The sequence below is a fragment of the Streptomyces ipomoeae 91-03 genome, from assembly GCF_000317595.1.
Classification (GTDB): domain Bacteria; phylum Actinomycetota; class Actinomycetes; order Streptomycetales; family Streptomycetaceae; genus Streptomyces; species Streptomyces ipomoeae.
Genome location: NZ_AEJC01000152.1, coordinates 1 through 18,518 on the forward strand (window position 1 = coordinate 1; position 18,518 = coordinate 18,518).

Below are 18,518 nucleotides of genomic sequence, written 5' to 3' on the forward strand. Positions count from 1 at the left end.
CCCGCGTCAGGACGCGGGCTGCTCCACCTTCGTGTCCGTCTTGCCGTCGACGGCCGCCGCCAGCTGCGGGACCAGCCGTTCGACGACGTACCGCAGGCTGAGGACGGTGCCCATGGACAGGGCGTTGCCGTAGTCGCTGGTCTCGCTGACGTAGACCTCGCGGCCCTCCTTGACGACGTTCAGGTCCTTGTAGGAGGCGTCCTTGTGCAGCTTGTCGGCGTCCTTGGTGACGTCGGTGACCTGCCACACGATGGCGTCCTGGTCGAGCAGGTCGGTGCGCTCCTTGCTGATGTTCGCGCCGAACTGGTCGCCGATCACCTTGTCGAGGTCGGCGGGCAGCGAGAAGCCGAGGTCGGTGAGGAGGTGCGAGCGCGGGTCCTGGCTGCCGAAGACGAACATGCCCTCGTACGGCGTCGCCATCACGGCGCTCTTCCCCTTGAACTCGGGGTGTTCCGCCACGGCCTTCGCGATGGTGTCCTCGGTCTCCTTGACCACCGCGGCGGCCTCGTCCGGCTTGCCGAGCGCCTTGCCGATCGTCTCCGTCTGCTCCTGCCACGGGACGCCGTAGTCGTTGTACTTCTTCGGCTGGGCGACCACCGGGGCGAACTTCGACAGCGACTCGTACTGCTCCTTGGTGAGTCCGCCGTACACCGCGAGGATCAGGTCCGGCTTGAGCGCGGCGATCTTCTCGACCTGCGGGCCGGTGCCGGTGTCCTTCAGCACGGTCGGCGTCTCGGCGGAGCCGAGCTTGTCCTCGGCCCAGGGGGCGATGGCGCCGTCGTAGCCGCCGAGCCACTCCGTGGTGCCGACGGGGACCGTGCCGAGGGCGAGGACCGAGTCCTGGTCGGTGAGGCCGACGGTGACGATCCGCTTCGGTTCGGCCTCGATCGTCGTGCTGCCGTACTTGTGGTCGATGGAGACCGGGAAGGCGGACTCGCCGGAGGAACTCGCCTTGGCGCCGGCGTCCGTCGCGTCGGAGTCCGAGTCGTCGCCCCCACAGGCCGTGGCCGTGACGACGAGCAGGGTGGCGGAGGCGAGCGCGGCGGCGAGCCGTGGCGCTCTGCGGGAGCGGAACATCAGCGGTCCTTCTGTTCGGGTTCCTGTGGAGCGGTACGTGTGGGGGGTTTGAGGGCGGCTTGGGGGCCGCTGTGGCGGGGGGCGGTGTCGCGGGAGGCGGGCTCTTGGCGGCCGGTGGCGCCGGGTCGGGGCTCGCGGGTGTCGGCGGTCCGCGAACCGCTGTCGCGGGAGCCGGTATCGCGGGGGTCGGTGTCGCGGGAGCCGGTGTCACGGGAGCCGGTGTCGCGGGTGTTCGACCAGGCCGACCACAGGGCGGCGTACGGGCCCTGGGCGGTGCGCAGTCCGTCGTGCGTGCCGGTCTCGACGATTCGGCCCGCTTCCATGACGACGACGCGATCGGCGGTCGCCGCCTGGCTGAGGCGGTGGGCGACGATCAGCGCGGTCCGGCCGTCCACGGCTCGGGCGACCGACTTCTCCAGGGCGCGCGCCCCGGCGCTGCCCGCCTCGGCGGTGGCCTCGTCGAGGATCACCAGTGGCGGGTCGGCGAGGATCAGCCGGGCCAGCGCGAGGGCCTGGGTGCGCTCGCCGCTGAGCCGGTGGCCGCCGTCGCCGACGACCGTGGCGAGCCCGTCGGGCAGGGCCTCGGCCCAGCCGAGGGCGTCGACTCGGTCGAGTGCGGCGCGGAGTTCGTCGTCGGTGGCGTCGGGTTTGGCGAGCCGGAGGTCGTCGGCGAGGGGGCCGGCGAAGACATGGGTCTCCTGGGTGATCAGGGCGATCGTGCGGGATGCGGCGGACCCGAGTTCGGTGGGCGGGACACCGCCGACCAGCACCGTGCCCGAGGTGGGCGACTGGATGCCTGCCACAAGTCTGGCCAGGGTCGTCTTGCCCGCTCCGCTGGCGCCGACGAGGGCGACCCGTTCGCCGTGACCGATCGTCAGGTCGATGTCGTGCAGCACGGGGTGGCCGGGCCGATAGGAGTGGCCGAGACCGCGGACGGTGACCTCGACGCCACCCGCCTCGACGGTGTGGTCCGGGGTCGGCGGCACCGGCTCGTCCGTGACGCCGACGAGCCGGGTGAGGCCCGCCGTGGCGGACTGGGCGTCGTCGAGGAGGGCGAGGGCGGCGTTGACCGGTCCGAACAGGCTGTGGAAGTACAGGGCGGCGGCCGTCGCCGTACCGATGCCGGCCGAGCCCTGGCGGACGAGCCAGTACCCGGTGACCAGGACGGCGGCGAGCCCTATGTACTCGGCGATGTGCAGACGGCTGTAGAAGCCGAAGACGAGCCGCACGCCCCGCATGGTCAGCGCCACCACCGACCAGGACCGTTCGGTGACCCGCTCGGTGTGCTGCCGCTCCAGCCGGAACGCCCGCACGGTCGAACTGCCGCCCATGGTGTCGAGCAGTTGCTGCTGCTGGGCGCCCGCCGCCACGCGCTGCTCCGCGTAGAGCGGGACGGCCCGGGTGACGTACCAGCGTGCGGTGGCCGCCTGTACGGGGACCGCGAGCAGCGCGGCCAGCAGGAACCGCCAGTCCAGCAGGGCCATGGCCCCGAGGGTGAGGACGATGGTGAGCACCGAACGGCCCAGCGCGGGAAGGGCGTTGCGTACGGCGTCGGCGATGAGGGACACATCGGCGGTGACCCGGGCGGTCAGATCACCGGAGCCGGCCTTCTCCAGCCGGTCCAGCGGCAGCGCCAACGCCCGCTCGACGAAGCGTTCACGCAGCCGCGCCAGCGTGGTCTCCCCCAGCCGTGCGATCAACGACAGCCCGTAGCCGGCGCCGGCCCCCTGCGCCACCACGACCGCCACCAGCAGCCCCGCGGTGCCTGTGATGGCGTCGACCGAACCGCGCTCGGCCGCCAGGTCGACGATCCGGCCCAGCAGGGGTGGCACCAGCAGGCCCACGGCGGTGGAGCCGACCATCACCGTGAACGCCAGCAGCGCCGACCACCGCTGCGGGCGCACCAGTTCGGCGACGGCGGCACGGGTACGGGCGGGGGTGGCTATGGGGAGCAGCACCGCGGCGGGGGCAGTGGGGGCGGCGGCGGCCGAGTCGAGGTGTGGGTCGGTGGTCGGGGCGGTGCGGGGGCCGGTGGTCGCGTCGGCGCGCGTCTCGGTGGCCGGTCTCATGTCCGCGCGTGCTTCGGTCATGTCAGCACCGCCGTCCGGTAGGCCGCGCACTCGTGGACGAGTTGCTCGTGGGCGCCGGTCGCGTTGACGCGGCCGTCGTGGAGGAGGACGACGCGGTCGGTGACGGCGAGGAGGGCGGGGCTGTTGGTGACCAGGAGCGTGGTGCGTCCCCGGCGGACGTCCCTGATCCCGGCGGCGATCCGCACCTCGGTGACGGCGTCGACCGCGGTGGTGGGCTCGTGCACGACGAGGACCGGCGCGTCGGCGGCCAGGGCGCGGGCCAGGGCGACCCGTTGCCGTTGCCCGCCGGACAGGGAGCGGCCTCGGGCGGTGATGGGCGTGTCGGCGCCGTCGGGCAGCGCGCGGGTGACCTCGTCGGTGCCGGACGCGGCCATCGCGGCGGCGACGGTGGTCCCGGTGTGCACGCCGGTCGCAGTGTGCACACCGGTCGCGGTCGCCCCCGGCGCGAGTGCGAGGGCTCCGACCGCGGCGGTGACGTTCTCCAGGACCGTCCCCTCGAACAGGTCCGCGTCGTGCTCGGCGACGAGGATCGCCGAGCGTACGTCCGCGAGCCCGAGGGCGGTCAGTGCCGTGCCGTCCAGTTCCACGGCGCCGGCGTCCGGGTCGGCGCGACGGCCGAGGCAGCGCAGCAGTGCCGAGGCGTCGGCGGGGTCGGTGGTGGCGACGCCGACGGTCTCACCGGCGGCGATGTCGATGTCCAGGCCGCGCAGGGTGCCGTGGGAGAGGCCGCGCAGACGCAGTCGGCCCTCGACGGCGCGGCTCCCGGTCGCCCGGACTTCCGACCCCCGTCCGCCGGTCACCGGCGTCGGCTCCTCCGTGGCCCGGATCCCCGTCACCCTGTGATCGGTCATCCGGCCATCGGTCACCCGGCCATCGGTCACGGTGCCCTCAGTCAGCCGGCTCGCGTCGGCGTACTCCTTCGGGTGCCCGTTGCCACTCGCGCGCTCGCTCTCGCTCATATGCGTGTCGCCGCTCGCGTACGCGCCGGCGGCCGACGGCGCCGGCTGCACCGCCCCCGGTGCCCCCAATACCTCCGCGATCCGGCTCGCCGACGCCCGCCCCTGCGCCAACTCCGCGTTCACCCAGGCGAATTCGGTGAGCGGTCCGATGAGGAACAGGGCGAGGCCGACGGAGGAGACCAGTTCGCCCAGGCCGATGTCGCCACGGGCGGCGAGCCGTCCGCCGACGAGGGCGACCAGGGCGATGAACGTGCCGGTGAGGATGGTGACGACGCCGTTCTGCCAGGCTTCGGCGCGGGCGGCGCGCAGGGTGGCGGCGAGCGAGTCCTGGCTGATGTCCCGGTAGCGGGCGACGGCGGCCGACTCGGCGCCGATGCCCTTGAGGACGCGGAGTCCGGCGACCAGGTCCGCCGCGACGCCGGAGGCGCGGGCCGCGCGTTCCTGTTCGGTCTCGCTGCGCCGCTCGAGGGGCTTGCTCAGCAGGTGTCCCAGCCACAGCAGCAGCGGTGTGCCCAGCAGGACGAGGAGGCCCAGGACGAGGGACACCCGGAGCAGGGCGACCGCGCTGACCACGAGTCCCGCCGTCGCCGCGAAGGCGACGATGAGGGCCATGGCGACGGCACCGACCCGCTTGGCGTCCTCGGTGGCGATGTTCGTCAACTCGCCGGGCAGCCGCCCCTCTTCGGCGCCGCCCTCGGGGGCGAGGACGCGGCCGACCAGCTCGGTCCTGAGGTGGTGCGCGGCGGTGACGGAGGCGCGTTCGCCCGCGCGGGCGCTGACGCGGAAGCTGTAGGAGAGTCCGACGTAGACGGCGGCGAGGACGGCGAGCCACAGCAGCAGTCCGGGGACGTCGCCGTCCACGACCCCGCGTTCGATGGCCAGTCCGATGAGCACCGGCACGAGCGCCTCGCCCGTCTGGTGCCCCATGCCCAGCACCGAACCCAGCGCGACATCCCGGCGCTGTCCGCCGATCGCGCGCCACAGAATGCTCCGTCCCGGCGGATCCGCTTTCCTCACGCATCCCTCCGGACCGGTTTCACCAACACAGGAACCGTACAAGAAAACTTAGGCAAGGCTAACTACATTTGTCGACCTGGACCAGCCCCGAAGTGCCATGGATACGGAACCGCCGCCCGAAGCGGCGGAAGTTGCCGAAGGAACATCAACTCGCTTGATCCTTACGGCACTTCCGCGTCCACAGCTCTGAAACGACCGGAAGGACCTCTCTGTCGTGCTCTGCACCAGGATCACCAACGCCCGCATCATCACGATGGATCCGGCCCGCCCGGCCGCCCGGGAACTCGGCATCTGGCGGGGACGCGTCGTCGGTCTGGACGAGGACGTGGCGGGGCTGTCGGCGCGGCGCACCCTGGATCTGGGCGGCGCCACGGTGCTCCCCGGTTTCATCGACGCCCATGTGCATCTGGCGTGGGCGGGGTTGAAGGCCGAGGCGCCCAGTGTCGCGCCGAGTCGGCGGGCCGAGGACGTGCTCCGGGTCGTGGCGGAAGCGGTGACGCGGGCCCCGGCCGGCGGCTGGGTGGACTTCGGCGGCTACGACCAGCGGGCTCTGGACCGCCCCCTCACGGCGGCCGACCTCGACACCGTCAGCGCCGGGCGCAAGGTGTTTCTGGGCCATCTCTCCGGGCACGCCTGCCTGGTCAACTCGGCGATCCTCGACGGACTTCCGGCGGAGGTGGCCCATCCCGACGGCTTCCTCGCGGAGGGTGCCATGGCCGCCGCGCTGCAGACCCGGCCGCCGCACTCCCTCGCCGAACTGGCCGCGGCGATCGAGCGGGCCGCGCGCGACTGCCGCGCCGAGGGCATCACGGGCTGCACGGAGGCCGGGGTCGGCGGCCGGCTCATCGGCCACAGCCCGATCGAGGCCGCCGCCTACCAACTCGCCCACGAGTCGGGCCGACTGCCGCTACGGGTACAGCTGATGGTGGCCGCCGACGCGCTCCACCCGGTCGCCGCCGACGCCGAGGACACCACGAGCCGGGCGATCGACCTCGGTCTGCGCACCGGCTTCGGCGACGGCGTGCTCTCCCTCGGCGCGCTCAAGGTGTTCACCGACGGCGGCATGATGGCCCGCACGGCAGCCCTCACCAGCCCCTACCTCGGCGGTGACGGCTCCGGCCAACTCATGCACGAACCGGAGGCGTTGGAGAGCACGATCGTCGCCGGGCATCGCGCGGGCTGGCAGCTCGCCGTGCACGCGATCGGCGACCGTGCCGTCGATGTCGCCCTGGACGCGCTGGAGAAGGCCCAGAAGCTGAGCCCCCGCCCCGAGGCTCGCCACCGTATCGAGCATGCGGGCCTGGTCCGCCCCGACCAGCTGCCCCGGCTGGCGGCGCTCGGGGTCACCGTCGTCATCCAGCCGAGCTTCCTGCGCTACTACGGCGACGACTACGCCACGGTGATGGGCGAGGAGCGGGCCGACTGGCTGTACCGGGGCCGGGGTTTCCTCGACCAGGGCGTCCGGGTCGCGGGCAGCTCCGACCGCCCGGTCGCGAACGGCGCCCCGCTGCGCGCCGTCCAGTTCATGGTGGAGCGGGCCTCGGAGTCCGGTCGGCTCATCGGCCCCGGCGAGGCGGTGACCGTGGAGGAGGCGCTGAACGCGTACACCGTCGAGGCCGCCCGCGCCTGCCACTGGGAGGCCGACGCCGGCAGTCTCGCTCCCGGCAAGCGGGCGGATCTCGTGGTGCTGGGGGACGATCCGCGCGGGGTGGACGTGTCGCGCATCGGGGACATCGAGGTGGTGCGGACGTTCGTCGAAGGCACCGACGAGTACTGAGACGACGAGACGAGTACTGAGACGACGAGACCACTACCGAGACCGACGAGTACCAAGACCGACGAGTACCGAGACTGGGACGGGGGTGCGCCGGCAGGTTGTCGTACGGCGGGGGTCGCTTCGGCTACGCCGGTTCCGCCCCCGCCCTCGACTCCGCCGGGCAGCCGGTCACTCCGGTGGGCGGCTGTTCGGTATGGCGCGGAGGAAGTCGGCCGACGGAACGAAGAACATCGTTCCGGTGACGGCCCGGGAATAATCCAGGATGGGGTCGTGCCCGGTCGGGGGTTCGCCGATGAACATCTTCCGCAGCATCGTCTCGGGGACCTCGGGATCGCGGGCGTAGGCGATGAAGTACGTGCCGAACTCGCCGTGTCCGGGCCTGCCGAAGGGCATCGCGGCGCGCAGTATGCGCCGCTCGGCCCCGTCGGGGCCGAGGACGGTGTTGACGTCGACGTGGGAACCCGGCACGTCCAGTTCGAGATTGGTCAGCTTGGTCCGGCCGATGACCTTCTCCTGTGCCTCGACGGCGAGGGCGTCCCAGGAGTCCAGGTCGTGCACGTACTTCTGCACGAGCGCATAGCTGCCGCCGCGGAACCCGGGGTCCTCGTCGCCGACGAGCACGGCCTCGGCGGCCACCCGCCCGACGGGGTTCTCGGTGCCGTCGACGAAGCCGAGGAGGTTGCGGGAGTCGAAGTACGCGAAGGCCTGGACCTCGTCCTCCGGCGTGGCCGCGCCGCGCAGTTGCCGCATGATCTCCGCGGCCAGCGCGAAGCACAGGTCCACGCGCGTCGCCCGGATGTGGAACAGCAGGTCGCCCGGCGTGGACACGGCGCGGTGGCGTGGGCCGTCGAGTTCGGGGAAGGGGTGCAGCGCGGCGGGCCGAGGGTCGCCGAAGAGCCGGTCCCAGGCCGCCGAGCCGATTCCGGCCACACAGCCGAGGGCGCCGTCGGGGCTGGAGAACCCCACCGCCCGTTCCAGTCCGGCGAGCCCCGCCAGCACCCCGCGTGCGGCGGACTCTCCGCCCGGAACGACCGTGACGACCAGAAACACGGCGGCGGGTGTCAACGGGCTCAGCATCGGCTGGGGCAGTACGTCATCCGACGGGACCGGCAGCACCATGGGCGCTCCCCCTTCGCGCAACACGCGTGCGGGGACACGCGTGGACCACTCGAGACGGCTCTTCAGGGACGGATCCGGCGACCGCCGGCGCGCACGACTCCGTCGTCGGCCACCGCATGCCCCGGGCACGTTCCGCCCCCAACACCATGCCCGGTCGCGGCGGAGACGATGCCCGCCGAGTCCCGGTCGTCCGCAAACAACGATGAACAGCACGTCGTCGCAGGTCACCCAGTACGAGGCCGCCACTCGTGGATCGAGGTTCCGGTGCGGACCTCCCCACGGGCGGCGGCCGTTGTACCGCCCGCCCGTCCGATCGCCGCGGACGTCAGGCCCGTTACGCGGCGCCGGCGGGCACCTCGGCGGTGGTCGACTCCCGACCGGGATCGGTGTCCTGCGCGGTGACACGTGCGGCGGGGATGAACACGGCGACCGCGGCGGCGGCCAGGGCGGCGCCGCCGCCGATCATCAGGCCGACGCGGAAGCCGTCCTCGGACGGCAGGGTGAAGCCGCCCAGGGTGGTGGTCATCTGCGCGAGCACCACACCGACCACCGCGGCGGCGGTGGAGGTGCCCAGAGCACGCATGAGGGTGTTGAAGCTGTTGGCGGAGGCCGTCTCGGACAGCGGCACCGTGCTCATGATCAGCGCGGGCATCGCGCCGTACGCCACACCGACACCGGCGCTGACGACGACGGACACGATCAGCAGGCCCCAGGTGGAGCCCATCAGCACCAGTGAGAGCCCGTAGCCGGTCGCGATCACCACGGAGCCGGTGATGAGGGTGAACTTGGGGCCGCGGGCATCGGTGAGCTTTCCGCCCAGCGGGGAGAGCGCCATCATCATCAGCCCGGCCGGGGCCATCCACAGGGCCATCGCCAGCGTCGACTGACCCAGACCGTATCCGGTGGCCTCGGGCAACCGAAGGAGCTGCGGGCTGATGAGTGCCTGCGCGTACATGCCGAAGCCGACGAGGATCGAGGCGATGTTGGTGAGCAGCACCCTCGGGTGAGCGGTGGTGCGCAGGTCCACGAGGGGGTCACGGGTGCGCAGCTCCCAGAAGCCCCAGAACAGCAGCAGGACCGCGGCGGCGACGAACAGGCCGAGCGTCGTCGCGGAACCCCAGCCCCAGTCCGCCCCCTTGGACACCGCGAGCAGCAGGCACACCACTCCGCCACCGAGGGCGAAGGCGCCGACGTAGTCGAAGCGCTGCCCCTTGGCGCCGGCCGGGGTCTCGGGGACGAGGAACCAGATCATCGTGGTGACCAGGACGGCCAGACCGGCGGCGCCCCAGAACAGCACCCGCCAGCTGGCGTACTGCGCGACCGCCGCCGCGATCGGCAGACCGAGACCGGCGCCGATCCCCATCGAGGCGCTGACCAGCGCGATCGAGCCGCTGAGCTTCTCGGGCGCCATCACGTCACGCAGCAGGCTGATGCCGAGCGGCACCACACCCATGCCGATGCCCTGCAGACCACGGCCCGCGATCATCGGCACGACCGACGAAGACAGCGCGCACACCACCGAGCCGGTCACCAGCGGCACACAGCACACCAGCAGCATGCGCCGCTTGCCGTGGAGGTCGCCCAGGCGCCCGCCGATCGGCCCGAAGACCGCGCCCGTCAGCAGCGTCGCGGTGATCACCCAGGAGGCGTTCGACGCGCTGGTGTCGAGGATCGTGGGCAGTTCGGTGAGCAGCGGGGTCACCAGCGTCTGCATGATCGCGGCGACGATGCCGGCGAGGGCCAGCGTCGTGATGACGCCGCCCGGGCGGGCGGACGTCGGGGAGTTGGCCGTCAAGAAATTCCTCCGTGCGCTGGGACCGGCGATGCGACAGGGCGTACGTCATGCACCTGGCATGCAGGATACATGCGACAGGTATGACACCCTCCTTGTGCATGATGCACTTCACTGGTCCGCCGCCTGCCGCGGCAGGTGGAAAGATCGCCCTGGCGGTACCCGCAACTAGGAGGTAGGCGACCGTGGAAGAGCCGACGCGCCGGGTCGAGTACGAGAACATGCTGCTCGGGCGCTATCAGCATCTGAGCAAGAGCAAGGGACGCCGCAAGGACTCCACGCTGGAGCGCAGCGCGTACATCCTCCTCAGCCGCATCCGGATCGAGGGGCCCATGTCGATCAGCGAGTTGAGCGAGGCCTTCGGCCTGGACGCCTCCACCCTGCGCCGGCAGACGGCCGCCGCGCTGCGGGCCGGGCTGGTCGAGCACATCCTCGACCCCGCCGGTGGCGTGGCCCGTAAGTTCCGTATCACCGAGGAGGGAGAGCGCCGTCTGGACGAGGAGCGCGAGGGGAACGTCCGCACCCTCGCCATGGTCATGGCCGACTGGTCCGACGAGGACATCGCCGGGTTCGCCGACTACCTCGAGCGCTTCAACACCAGCATCGAACGGCTGCACGGCAAGCCGTGGCCGCGGCCGTAGGACGAGCCCGTGGAAGGTGTGCGACGGCGGGTACTCTCCAGGACATGCGGATCTCCGTCTCCTCCGACATGGACGAACCCGTCGCCCGCTTCCTCCTCACGGAGTTGCGCGATCGCGGCCACGAGGTGCTGACGCACGGGGCGCTGCGCCCCGGGGACGATCCCCAGTGGGCGGCCTGCTCGGAGGCGGCGGCCCGCGAGGTCGCCTCCGGTGCGGCGGACCAGGCGGTGGTGTGCTGCTGGACGGGCACCGGCGCGTCGATCGCCGCGAACAAGGTGCCGGGCGTACGGGCCGCCCTGTGCACCGACGCGTACACGGCGGACGGCGCCCGCCGCTGGAACGACGCCAACGTTCTGGCGATCGGTCTGCGCCTGACCTCCGAGCCGCTCCTCAAGGAGATCCTCGACGCCTGGTTCGCCGCCGAGGCCAGCCAGGACGCCGACGACCGGGAGAACGTGGCCCGCGTCGAGCGGCTCGACGGCGGCCGGGGGGGCGAGTGGGGCCGAGTGAGGACCGCTGACGAATCCGGCTGAGCGAGGACCGGCTAGGAATCCCGCCGAAGGAAGACCGGCCTGGCCCACAGGGGCGGTTCCGGTGGCGGTTCGGGCGGCCCCGGTGCCGTCGCGGCCGCACGGCTCGGGGCGTGCCCCGCCATCGCGGCGCGGGTCGTACCGGCGGCCCTGAGCGCGGCCACGAAGGACAGGCAGGAGTCGTAGCGGTCGTCGGGGGACTTGGCCAGCGCCTTCGCCAGCACCCCGTCCACGGCCGTCGGCAGATCGGGCCGCCCCTCGGTCAGCGGAGGGGGCTGGTCGTACTGGTGGGCCCACAACAGCGCCATGTCGTCGTCGCGTCGGAAGGGCGGCCCCCCGGCCAGCGTCTCGTGGACGACACAGGCGAGGCTGTAGACGTCGCAGCGGCCGTCGACGGGCTTGCCCGCGATCTGCTCCGGCGCCACGTAGTCGAGCGTCCCCACGAACTGGCCCACGGTCGTGAATCCCGTCAGCGACAGCGACTTCTTCGTCAGACCGAAGTCGGTGAGGTACACGTGCTCGGGGTGATCGCTGTCCGTGCCCGGCGCGACCAGGATGTTCCCCGGCGTCACGTCCCGGTGCACCAGACCGTGGTCGTGCGCGGCGTCCAGCGCCGAGGCGACCTGTGCCGCGATCCGCGTGGCGGTCGCGACCGACAAGGGGCCCTCCCGGTCCAGGAGATGACGCAGGTCCCGCCCGGCGACGTACCGCATGGCGATGTAGAGGACGCCGCCCGTCTCCCCCGCCTCGAAGACCGGCACGATGTTCGGATGGTCGATCGCGGCGGCCACGCGTGACTCATGGGTGAAGCGGCGCCGGAAGGTGTCGTTGCGGGCCCGTTCCGGGGCGAGGAGCTTCAGCGCGACCGTCCGCTCCAGCCGCAGGTCCCTGGCCTGGTAGACGACGGCCATGCCGCCTCGGCCGATCTCGCGTTCGATCCGGTAGCCCGCGATCTGCCGTCCGATCAGCTCGGACGGCCGCCCCGAGAACGGCCACGCCTCACTCATCGGGCGTCACCGGCGGCACCACCCGCGTGGGCTCGTGATCGGCCGCCGCCTGGCCCTTCGGCGCGCGTCCGGACTCCCCTACGACACGGGTCGGCTCCGGCGGAAAAACCGGCGCCGGGACCGGGTTCTCGTGCGGCGCGTCCGAGACGGCGAATGTGCTCAGCTGGGCCCCGTCGCAGTAGGCCCAGCGCTCGTGGGCGGTGTCGAACAGCCACAGCGACCCGCCGTCCACGACGACTCCGACCCGCAGTCCCTTCGTACGCTCCCGGAAGGACTCGCCGTCGAGGCGCCCCGCCGCGAGGGCTTCCGCCTCGGTGCGGTAGCGGACCAGCGCCTCCTCGACCCGGGCCAGCAGGGGGCGTGGATCGGCGGTGCGGGCGGGCGCGGCGCCGGCGGCGGGCGGGTCCTGGGGTAGGGCGACGAGGAGGCGGCCGTCGACCCAGGCGTCCCAGCCGTTTTTGCACAGGACGCGACCCCAGTCGCCGCGCCGGTCGAGGAGCTGGACGGGCAGCAGGGCATCGAGAAGGACGCTGGGGCGGGACGGGTCGGCGGCATCCCAGGCGGGCAGTCCGCCGGGCGGGACCACGTGCGTGGGGAGGAAGCCGGGGGTCGTCATCGCGGCTACTTCCGCATCACCGCGGGTTCGTGGCGGCGCAGCAGCCGGGCGACGACGTAACCGCAGAGCAGCGCCAGGACGACCAGCATCGCCACGTCCAGCAGCCAGATGCCCGCCGAGTGTTCGAACAGCGGGTCGGCCTTGTCGGGGACGATCCGCCCCAGGTCGATCGTGCCGGCCATCGCCGCGAACGCCCACCGCGACGGCACCAGCCACGCCAGCTGCTCCAGGACGACCGTGCCCTTCACATCCAGCAGCGCGCCGCAGAACACGACCTGGACGATCGCGAGGAGGACCAGCAGCGGCATGGTCACCTCCTCCTTGCGCACGAGCGCGGAGACGAGCAGACCGAGCATCATCGCGGTGAAGGCGAGCAGCGCCACGGCGACCGTGATCTCCACGAGGGGCGGCATCAACACGCCTTCGTCGCGGGGGGCGTTGAGGTCGACGCCGAGCAGGGCGACCAGGGTGAGGACGACGGCCTGGAGCACGGTGACGGTGCCGAGGACCACGATCTTGGACATCAGATACGCGGATCTGGACAGACCGACGGCGCGTTCGCGCTGGTAGATGCCCCGTTCCTTGACCAGTTCGCGTACGGCGTTGGCGGCGCCGGTCAGGACGCCGCCGACGCACAGGATGAGCAGGACGTTCAGGGCGGTCTCGCGGTCCAGTTCGCCGCCCGCGAGTGCCCTCGCCATCGCGCCCATCACGAAAGGCAGCGCGATCATGATGGCGAGGAAGGTGCGGTCGGCGCCGAGCGCGGCCGTGTACCGGCGCACCAGGGTGCCGAGTTGGGCGCCCCAGCTCTGCGGCTTGGGCGGTGGCGCGACGGCGACCTGTTCCGCCTCGGGCAGATACGGCTGGCCCATGGCCGCGACGACGTAATGGCTGTGGAAGGGCGAGTCGCGGTACTCCCCCGCCCAGTCCCGCTGTTGGTCCCGTTCGAAGGCTTCGAAGGCCTCCGGCCACTGCTCGAAGCCGAAGAAGGCGAGGGTGTCGTCGGGCGGCCCGTAGTAGGCGACCTTGCCGCCGGGCGCGAGGACGAGGAGACGGTCGCAGACGTCGAGGCTGAGGACGCTGTGGGTGACGACGATGACCGTGTGGCCGTCGTCGGCGAGGCCGCGCAGCATGTGCATCACCGAGCGGTCCATGCCGGGGTCGAGGCCGGAGGTCGGCTCGTCGAGGAAGAGCAGGGAGGGCTTCGTCAGCAGCTCCAGGGCGACACTGACCCGTTTGCGCTGGCCGCCGGAGAGGCTGTGGATGGACTGGTCGGCCCGCTGTTCGAGGCCCAGTTCGCGGATCACCTCGTCGACCCGCGCCAGACGCTCGGCCTTCGCCGTGTCCTGCGGGAAGCGCAGCTCGGCGGCGTACGCGAGGGCCCTGCGGACGGTCAGCTGGGCGTGCAGGATGTCGTCCTGCGGGACCAGGCCGATGCGTTGGCGCAGTTCGGCGTAGTCGTGGTACAGGTCGCGGCCGTCGTAGAGGACGGTGCCGCTGTCGGCGGGGCGCTGCCCGGTGAGGGCGTTGAGGAGGGTGGACTTTCCGGCGCCGCTGGGGCCGACGACGGCGAGGAGGCATTTCTCGCCGACCGGAAAGGACACCTTGTCGAGCAGTGTCTTCCGGCCACGGTCGACGGCGACGGTCAGTTCCTGGACGTCCAGGGAGATCTCGCCGGTGTCCACGTACTCCTGCAACTCGTGACCGATCAGGCAGAACGCGGAGTGCCCGATGCCGACGATGTCACCGGCAGTGACCGGGGCACTGTCGACGGGGCTGCCGTTGAGGAAGGTGCCGTTGTGGCTGTCGAGGTCGACGATCTCGTATGTGCCGTCCGGGCGTGCCCTCAGTTCGGCGTGCCTGCGGGAGACGACCAGGTCGTCGATGACCAGGTCGTTGTCGGCGGCGCGGCCGATGCGGACGGTCCGCTGGGGCAGCGGACGGACGCTGGTCGGCTGCCGGAAGGCGCCCGTGGAGGCGGGGCGGAAGATGCCGGAGGGGCGCTCGGGGGCCAGGCCGGCGAGGACGGCGCGGGGGCCGTCGGCGAGGCTGCCGAAGTGGATCACGGTGCCGGGGCCCACGTCCCACTCGCGGACGCGGTGGCCGTCGGCGTAGGTGCCGTTGGTGCTGTTCTCGTCCTCGATCGTCCAGTGGTCGTCGTGGGCCCGCAGCACCGCGTGGTGCCATGAGACCCGGTCGTCGTGGAGGACGATGTCGCTGAGCGGGTCGCGTCCGACGTGGTACTCGTGGCTCGGGGTCATCACCGTGGAGCCCGCCTCGGTTTCCAGCACGAGTTCGGGCGCAGTCGGTGCGATCGACCGCTCTGCCATGCCGGAGATTCTACCGATTCGATCAGATATGCGCCTGATCGCTGCCGCGTGCGGCCGTCGAGTGAGGGCGGCCGTCGTACGGGACCGGGGTCGGGCGAATCCGGCGCGAGACGGCTACGGCGGTCAGGCGGCGGGGGCGGCGATCCGCTGGGCGATGCGCTGCATCCGTACGGCGTCGACGGACTCGGCGAGCAGCTCGTACTCCGTGGTGTCGTCGTTGGTGGCGATACGGACCAGGTTCCCGGCGGCCAGCTCCTCGGCGACCAGCTCCTGTTGGACACTGTCGGCGGACCAGGCGCGCAGCAGGCTCGGCACGTCCGGTACGGTGTCGGAGACCGGAACGACCGCGTTCGGCGGGAAGTTCGGATTCTCGGGCCGCGGGTCGAGACGTTCGGCGATCCATAACGCCCGGTCACGCATCCACCACAGCGCCAGGGCCAGGGTGGGGGCACGATACGTCCCCAGGGGCACGCCGACGCGCCGGCCGCCGCACACGCCGTACGCGGTGACATGGCACAGGAATTCGTCGTGCACGCCTCGCCCCCCCGTTCGCACCGTCGAACACCATCCGGGCCCGCCCGCCGAACGGACCCGCTCTCGCCTCGCAGATGTGCTGGTCGTGCACACAGGCCGACGGATTGTCACGCAAAGTGACGACATGAACGCGTGCGGCGACGCACTTTGTTCATGCCTCAATCGCCCTCTCAGTCGAGTATCGACACTCCTGACACTCTGTCACCATGCCAATTCAGCCAGTCTCCTGGCATATGCGTGACCGCGATTGGCTGAAACGACACGAAGCCCCCTCGGACCGGGGATTCCTCCCTCACGGCCCGCGATCCGGTTCCCCGTCCCGTACGTATGTCCTCGACGGAGCGTTCACGCGAAGCCGGACCGGGACGGGTTCTGGAAGACCCACCCCTTCTCGGCAAGCACGCCGATCCCGTAGTGGAAGGCTTCGATCATGGGCTCGCACACGCCCACCGGACAGATCGCGGTCGCCCCGGGGAGGCCGACCGTGCCCGGATTGAAGAGCGCCGGGTCGGTCACATGGTCGTGCAGCCTCGACGTCGTGGTGGCGAGGCCCGCCATCGACTCTCCGACCGACCCGGTCACCAGCTCCCGGCCGTCGGTCGCGACCCGGACCAGGGCGGCCTCGAGACCGGGCTCCCGGCGGGCCTTGCGCACGATGTCCACGATCTGGCGCGCCTCGCCGCGGAGCATGCCCGGGGTGCTCGTGCAGTGCTGTTCGTGGCGCGGAGCGGCGGTGACCGCCGTCACCTGGAGAGCGGAGGCGAGGAGGGTGGCACACAGGAGCGCCGTACGGGTACGCGTCATAACCCGCACCCTCAGGGGCGCCCGCCGCGCCCGTGAGGGCAACACTCCACCGGACGCCCGCACGAGACCCGTACGGCCCCCCGGCGGCATGCTGAGGGAAGTGCTAGCCCTTCCCCTCGATGATCGCGTCGATCCGGGCCAGCTCGTCCGCCTCGAAGTCGAGATCGGCGAGGGCGCCGGCGCAGTCCTCGACCTGGCGGGCACTGCTCGCGCCGATGAGGGCGGAGGTGACCCGGCCACCGCGCAGGACCCAGGCGAGGGCGAGCTGGGCCAGGGTCTGGCCGCGGGACTTGGCGACCTCGTCCAGGGCGCGGAGCCGGCCGACGAGGTCCTCGGTGACGGCGTCGGAGTTCAGGAAGGGGCTGTCGCTCGCGGCGCGCGAACCCTCCGGGATGCCGTCGAGGTAACGCGAGGTCAGCAGGCCCTGCTCCAGCGGGGAGAAGACGATGGAGCCGACCTGGAGCTCGTCGAGGGCGTCGAGCACGCCCTCGGTCTCGGGGCGCCGGTCGAGCATCGAGTAGCGCGGCTGGTGGATGAGGAGCGGGGTGCCCAGCTCGCGCAGGATGCGGGCGGCCTCCCGGGTCTGCTCCGCCGAGTAGTTGGAGACGCCGACGTACAGCGCCTTGCCCTGCTGCACCGCCGAGTGCAGGGCGCCCATCGTCTCCTCCAGCGGAGTGTCCGGGTCGGGGCGGTGCGAGTAGAAGATGTCGACGTAGTCGAGGCCCATCCGCTTCAGGCTCTGGTCGAGCGAGGAGAGCAGATACTTGCGGGAGCCCCACTCGCCGTACGGACCGGGCCACATCAGATAGCCCGCCTTGGTGGAGATGACCAGTTCGTCACGGTACGCGGCGAAGTCGTCCTTGAGGGCCTCGCCGAACGCGGACTCGGCGGCGCCGGGCGGCGGGCCGTAGTTGTTGGCGAGGTCGAAGTGGGTGATGCCCAGGTCGAAGGCGCGGCGCAGGATCTCGCGCTGGGTCTCGACGGGCCGGTCGGGGCCGAAGTTGTGCCACAGGCCGAGCGACAGCGCCGGCAGTTTCAGGCCGCTGCGTCCGGTGCGCCGGTAGGGCATGTCCGCGTAGCGGTCGGGGTGTGCGGTGTACAACGCGACTCCAGTCGGGGTTGGCACGGTGGGACCAGGTTCCCGGAGAACCGGTGTCCGCGTTCTCCGGGAAGCCGGTGCCCACTCTTTCGCGACCTGGGGGCATTGGTCCAACAGAAGAATCCGATGGGATTCAACGCCTACGCTTCTCAGTCATGGAACTCCGCCATCTCCAGCACTTCGTCGCGGTCGCCGAGGACCAGCACTTCACCCGGGCAGCCGAACGGCTGCTGGTCTCCCAGTCGGGCCTGTCCGCCTCGATCCGGGCGCTGGAACGGGAGCTGCGGGCGCCGCTGTTCGTGCGCACCACCCGCCGGGTGACGCTCACCCCGGCCGGGCGGGCGCTGCTGACCGAGGCGGAGCGGATCCTGGCACAGGTGCGGTCGGCCCATGAGGCGGTGGCGGCGGTGCAGGGCGTGCTGCGTGGCATGCTCGCGATCGGGTCGGAGCAGTGCATCAAGGGCGTGCGGGTGGCGGGGCTGCTCGCCGCGTTCCGGCGGCGCCATCCGAACGTGGAGATCTGTCTGCGCCAGGCGGGCTCCGGCGCGCTCGCGGAGGAGGTGGCGAGCGGGCGGCTCGACCTGGCCTTCGCCGTACGGACCGCCCAGGAGGACACCGACCTGCTGCGCGTCGTACCGCTGACCAGCGAGCCGATGACCGTCCTGTGCCACCCCGATCACCGTCTCGCGGCCGTCGGCGGCGCCGTCGGCCCCGAGGACCTGGGCGGCGAGGTCTTCGTCGACTTCCACCCGGACTGGGGCCCGCGCCGCACCACGGACGCCGTCTTCGCCGCCGCGGGCATCCGCCGGACCGTCGCCCTGGAGGTCAACGACGTGCACAGCCTCCTCGAACTCGTCGACGAGAACCTCGGCATCGCCGTGATGCCCCGGCACTTCCGGCACAAGCGCGAGTCGCTGACCGCCCTGCCCGTCAAGGGCACCGGGGAGAACGTCTACGAGACGGTCGCCCTGCTCCCGCCACCGGAGGCCACCAGCCCGGCGGCACGGGCACTGCTGGGGTTGCTCGACCCGCGCTTCGCCTGCCCTCCGGGCGGTGGGGAGGAGTAGGTGCCGGGGTACGAGATCTTCCACATCGGCAGCAAGGGGGCCTCGGGAAACCGGCCTTC

Annotated in this window: 15 protein-coding genes; 4 read left to right on the forward strand and 11 right to left on the reverse strand. The window is 71.9% G+C overall.

The genetic code is table 11. The features are described from left to right. Positions 1-6: 6 nt before the first annotated feature. Genes STRIP9103_RS09630 through STRIP9103_RS51375 form a run of 3 tightly spaced genes read right to left on the reverse strand, consistent with a single transcriptional unit; the run spans position 7 to position 5,143 of the window. Entirely contained in the window at positions 7-1,077 is a 1,071-nt protein-coding gene (locus STRIP9103_RS09630) for an iron-siderophore ABC transporter substrate-binding protein (protein ID WP_009306551.1), read from the reverse strand. Continuing rightward, positions 1,077-3,167: an ABC transporter ATP-binding protein gene (locus STRIP9103_RS09635; protein WP_009306535.1), complete on the reverse strand. Its 2,091-nt coding sequence runs from the start codon at positions 3,165-3,167 to the stop codon at positions 1,077-1,079. Before STRIP9103_RS09635 ends, STRIP9103_RS09630 begins: the two co-directional genes overlap by 1 nt. Further along, positions 3,164-5,143 (reverse strand): ABC transporter transmembrane domain-containing protein, encoded by a 1,980-nt coding sequence (locus STRIP9103_RS51375; RefSeq protein WP_009306569.1) that lies wholly within the window; start codon positions 5,141-5,143, stop codon positions 3,164-3,166. The genes STRIP9103_RS09635 and STRIP9103_RS51375 overlap by 4 nt, the downstream gene beginning before the upstream one ends. A 214-nt stretch (positions 5,144-5,357) precedes the next feature. Between STRIP9103_RS51375 and STRIP9103_RS09645 the strand changes: the two genes are divergently transcribed. Beyond that, complete coding sequence (locus tag STRIP9103_RS09645) at positions 5,358-6,920, forward strand: amidohydrolase (RefSeq protein ID WP_009306539.1); 1,563 nt, start codon at positions 5,358-5,360, stop codon at positions 6,918-6,920. Positions 6,921-7,088: 168 nt separating this feature from the next. Here STRIP9103_RS09645 and STRIP9103_RS09650 read toward each other — a convergent pair whose 3' ends face one another. Further along, positions 7,089-8,039: a Dyp-type peroxidase gene (locus STRIP9103_RS09650; protein ID WP_009306581.1), complete on the reverse strand. Its 951-nt coding sequence runs from the start codon at positions 8,037-8,039 to the stop codon at positions 7,089-7,091. Between the two features lie 334 nt (positions 8,040-8,373). Next, complete coding sequence (locus STRIP9103_RS09655) at positions 8,374-9,834, reverse strand: MFS transporter (protein WP_009306561.1); 1,461 nt, start codon at positions 9,832-9,834, stop codon at positions 8,374-8,376. A gap of 182 nt (positions 9,835-10,016) precedes the next feature. Between STRIP9103_RS09655 and STRIP9103_RS09660 the strand changes: the two genes are divergently transcribed. Both STRIP9103_RS09660 and STRIP9103_RS09665 read left to right on the forward strand, forming a co-directional pair. Next, positions 10,017-10,472 carry a MarR family winged helix-turn-helix transcriptional regulator gene (locus STRIP9103_RS09660; protein ID WP_009306554.1) on the forward strand — a complete coding sequence of 152 codons (456 nt, stop codon included), beginning with the start codon at positions 10,017-10,019 and terminating at the stop codon, positions 10,470-10,472. A gap of 44 nt (positions 10,473-10,516) precedes the next feature. Further along, positions 10,517-11,005 (forward strand): RpiB/LacA/LacB family sugar-phosphate isomerase, encoded by a 489-nt coding sequence (locus STRIP9103_RS09665; RefSeq protein ID WP_009306595.1) that lies wholly within the window; start codon positions 10,517-10,519, stop codon positions 11,003-11,005. Positions 11,006-11,016: 11 nt separating this feature from the next. On the opposite strand, the gene STRIP9103_RS09670 is transcribed toward STRIP9103_RS09665, so the two are convergent. The 6 genes from STRIP9103_RS09670 to mgrA all read right to left on the reverse strand — a co-directional run bounded on the left by STRIP9103_RS09670 (position 11,017) and on the right by mgrA (position 17,395). Further along, a complete protein-coding gene (locus tag STRIP9103_RS09670; protein ID WP_009306576.1) occupies positions 11,017-12,009 on the reverse strand; it encodes a serine/threonine-protein kinase in 993 nt (330 codons plus the stop codon). Then, positions 12,002-12,625 carry a hypothetical protein gene (locus STRIP9103_RS09675; RefSeq protein WP_009306528.1) on the reverse strand — a complete coding sequence of 208 codons (624 nt, stop codon included), beginning with the start codon at positions 12,623-12,625 and terminating at the stop codon, positions 12,002-12,004. The genes STRIP9103_RS09670 and STRIP9103_RS09675 overlap by 8 nt, the downstream gene beginning before the upstream one ends. Positions 12,626-12,630: 5 nt before the next feature. After that, on the reverse strand, positions 12,631-14,955 hold the full coding sequence (locus tag STRIP9103_RS09680; protein WP_009306593.1) for an FHA domain-containing protein: 2,325 nt from the start codon (positions 14,953-14,955) through the stop codon (positions 12,631-12,633). Between the two features lie 123 nt (positions 14,956-15,078). Further along, positions 15,079-15,489, reverse strand: coding sequence for a hypothetical protein (locus STRIP9103_RS09685; protein ID WP_009306529.1), 411 nt, complete (start codon positions 15,487-15,489; stop codon positions 15,079-15,081). A 345-nt stretch (positions 15,490-15,834) separates the two neighbouring features. Further along, entirely contained in the window at positions 15,835-16,293 is a 459-nt protein-coding gene (locus STRIP9103_RS09690; RefSeq protein WP_009306559.1) for a hypothetical protein, read from the reverse strand. Between the two features lie 103 nt (positions 16,294-16,396). After that, entirely contained in the window at positions 16,397-17,395 is a 999-nt protein-coding gene (mgrA, locus tag STRIP9103_RS09695; protein WP_009306557.1) for an L-glyceraldehyde 3-phosphate reductase, read from the reverse strand. A 152-nt stretch (positions 17,396-17,547) separates the two neighbouring features. Between mgrA and STRIP9103_RS09700 the strand changes: the two genes are divergently transcribed. Further along, a complete protein-coding gene (locus STRIP9103_RS09700) occupies positions 17,548-18,459 on the forward strand; it encodes a LysR family transcriptional regulator (RefSeq protein ID WP_048819998.1) in 912 nt (303 codons plus the stop codon). Positions 18,460-18,518: the final 59 nt, after the last annotated feature.

What these genes read in the sequence shown, in the direction of transcription:
- STRIP9103_RS09635 (WP_009306535.1), bottom strand. Translation starts at nt 3,167, where the DNA reads ATGACCGAAGCACGCGCGGACATGAGACCGGCCACCGAGACGCGCGCC.
- STRIP9103_RS09665 (WP_009306595.1), top strand. Translation starts at nt 10,517, where the DNA reads ATGCGGATCTCCGTCTCCTCCGACATGGACGAACCCGTCGCCCGCTTC.
- STRIP9103_RS09630 (WP_009306551.1), bottom strand. Translation starts at nt 1,077, where the DNA reads ATGTTCCGCTCCCGCAGAGCGCCACGGCTCGCCGCCGCGCTCGCCTCC.
- STRIP9103_RS09675 (WP_009306528.1), bottom strand. Translation starts at nt 12,625, where the DNA reads ATGACGACCCCCGGCTTCCTCCCCACGCACGTGGTCCCGCCCGGCGGA.
- STRIP9103_RS09700 (WP_048819998.1), top strand. Translation starts at nt 17,548, where the DNA reads ATGGAACTCCGCCATCTCCAGCACTTCGTCGCGGTCGCCGAGGACCAG.
- STRIP9103_RS09680 (WP_009306593.1), bottom strand. Translation starts at nt 14,955, where the DNA reads ATGGCAGAGCGGTCGATCGCACCGACTGCGCCCGAACTCGTGCTGGAA.
- STRIP9103_RS09650 (WP_009306581.1), bottom strand. Translation starts at nt 8,039, where the DNA reads ATGGTGCTGCCGGTCCCGTCGGATGACGTACTGCCCCAGCCGATGCTG.
- STRIP9103_RS09670 (WP_009306576.1), bottom strand. Translation starts at nt 12,009, where the DNA reads ATGAGTGAGGCGTGGCCGTTCTCGGGGCGGCCGTCCGAGCTGATCGGA.
- STRIP9103_RS09690 (WP_009306559.1), bottom strand. Translation starts at nt 16,293, where the DNA reads ATGACGCGTACCCGTACGGCGCTCCTGTGTGCCACCCTCCTCGCCTCC.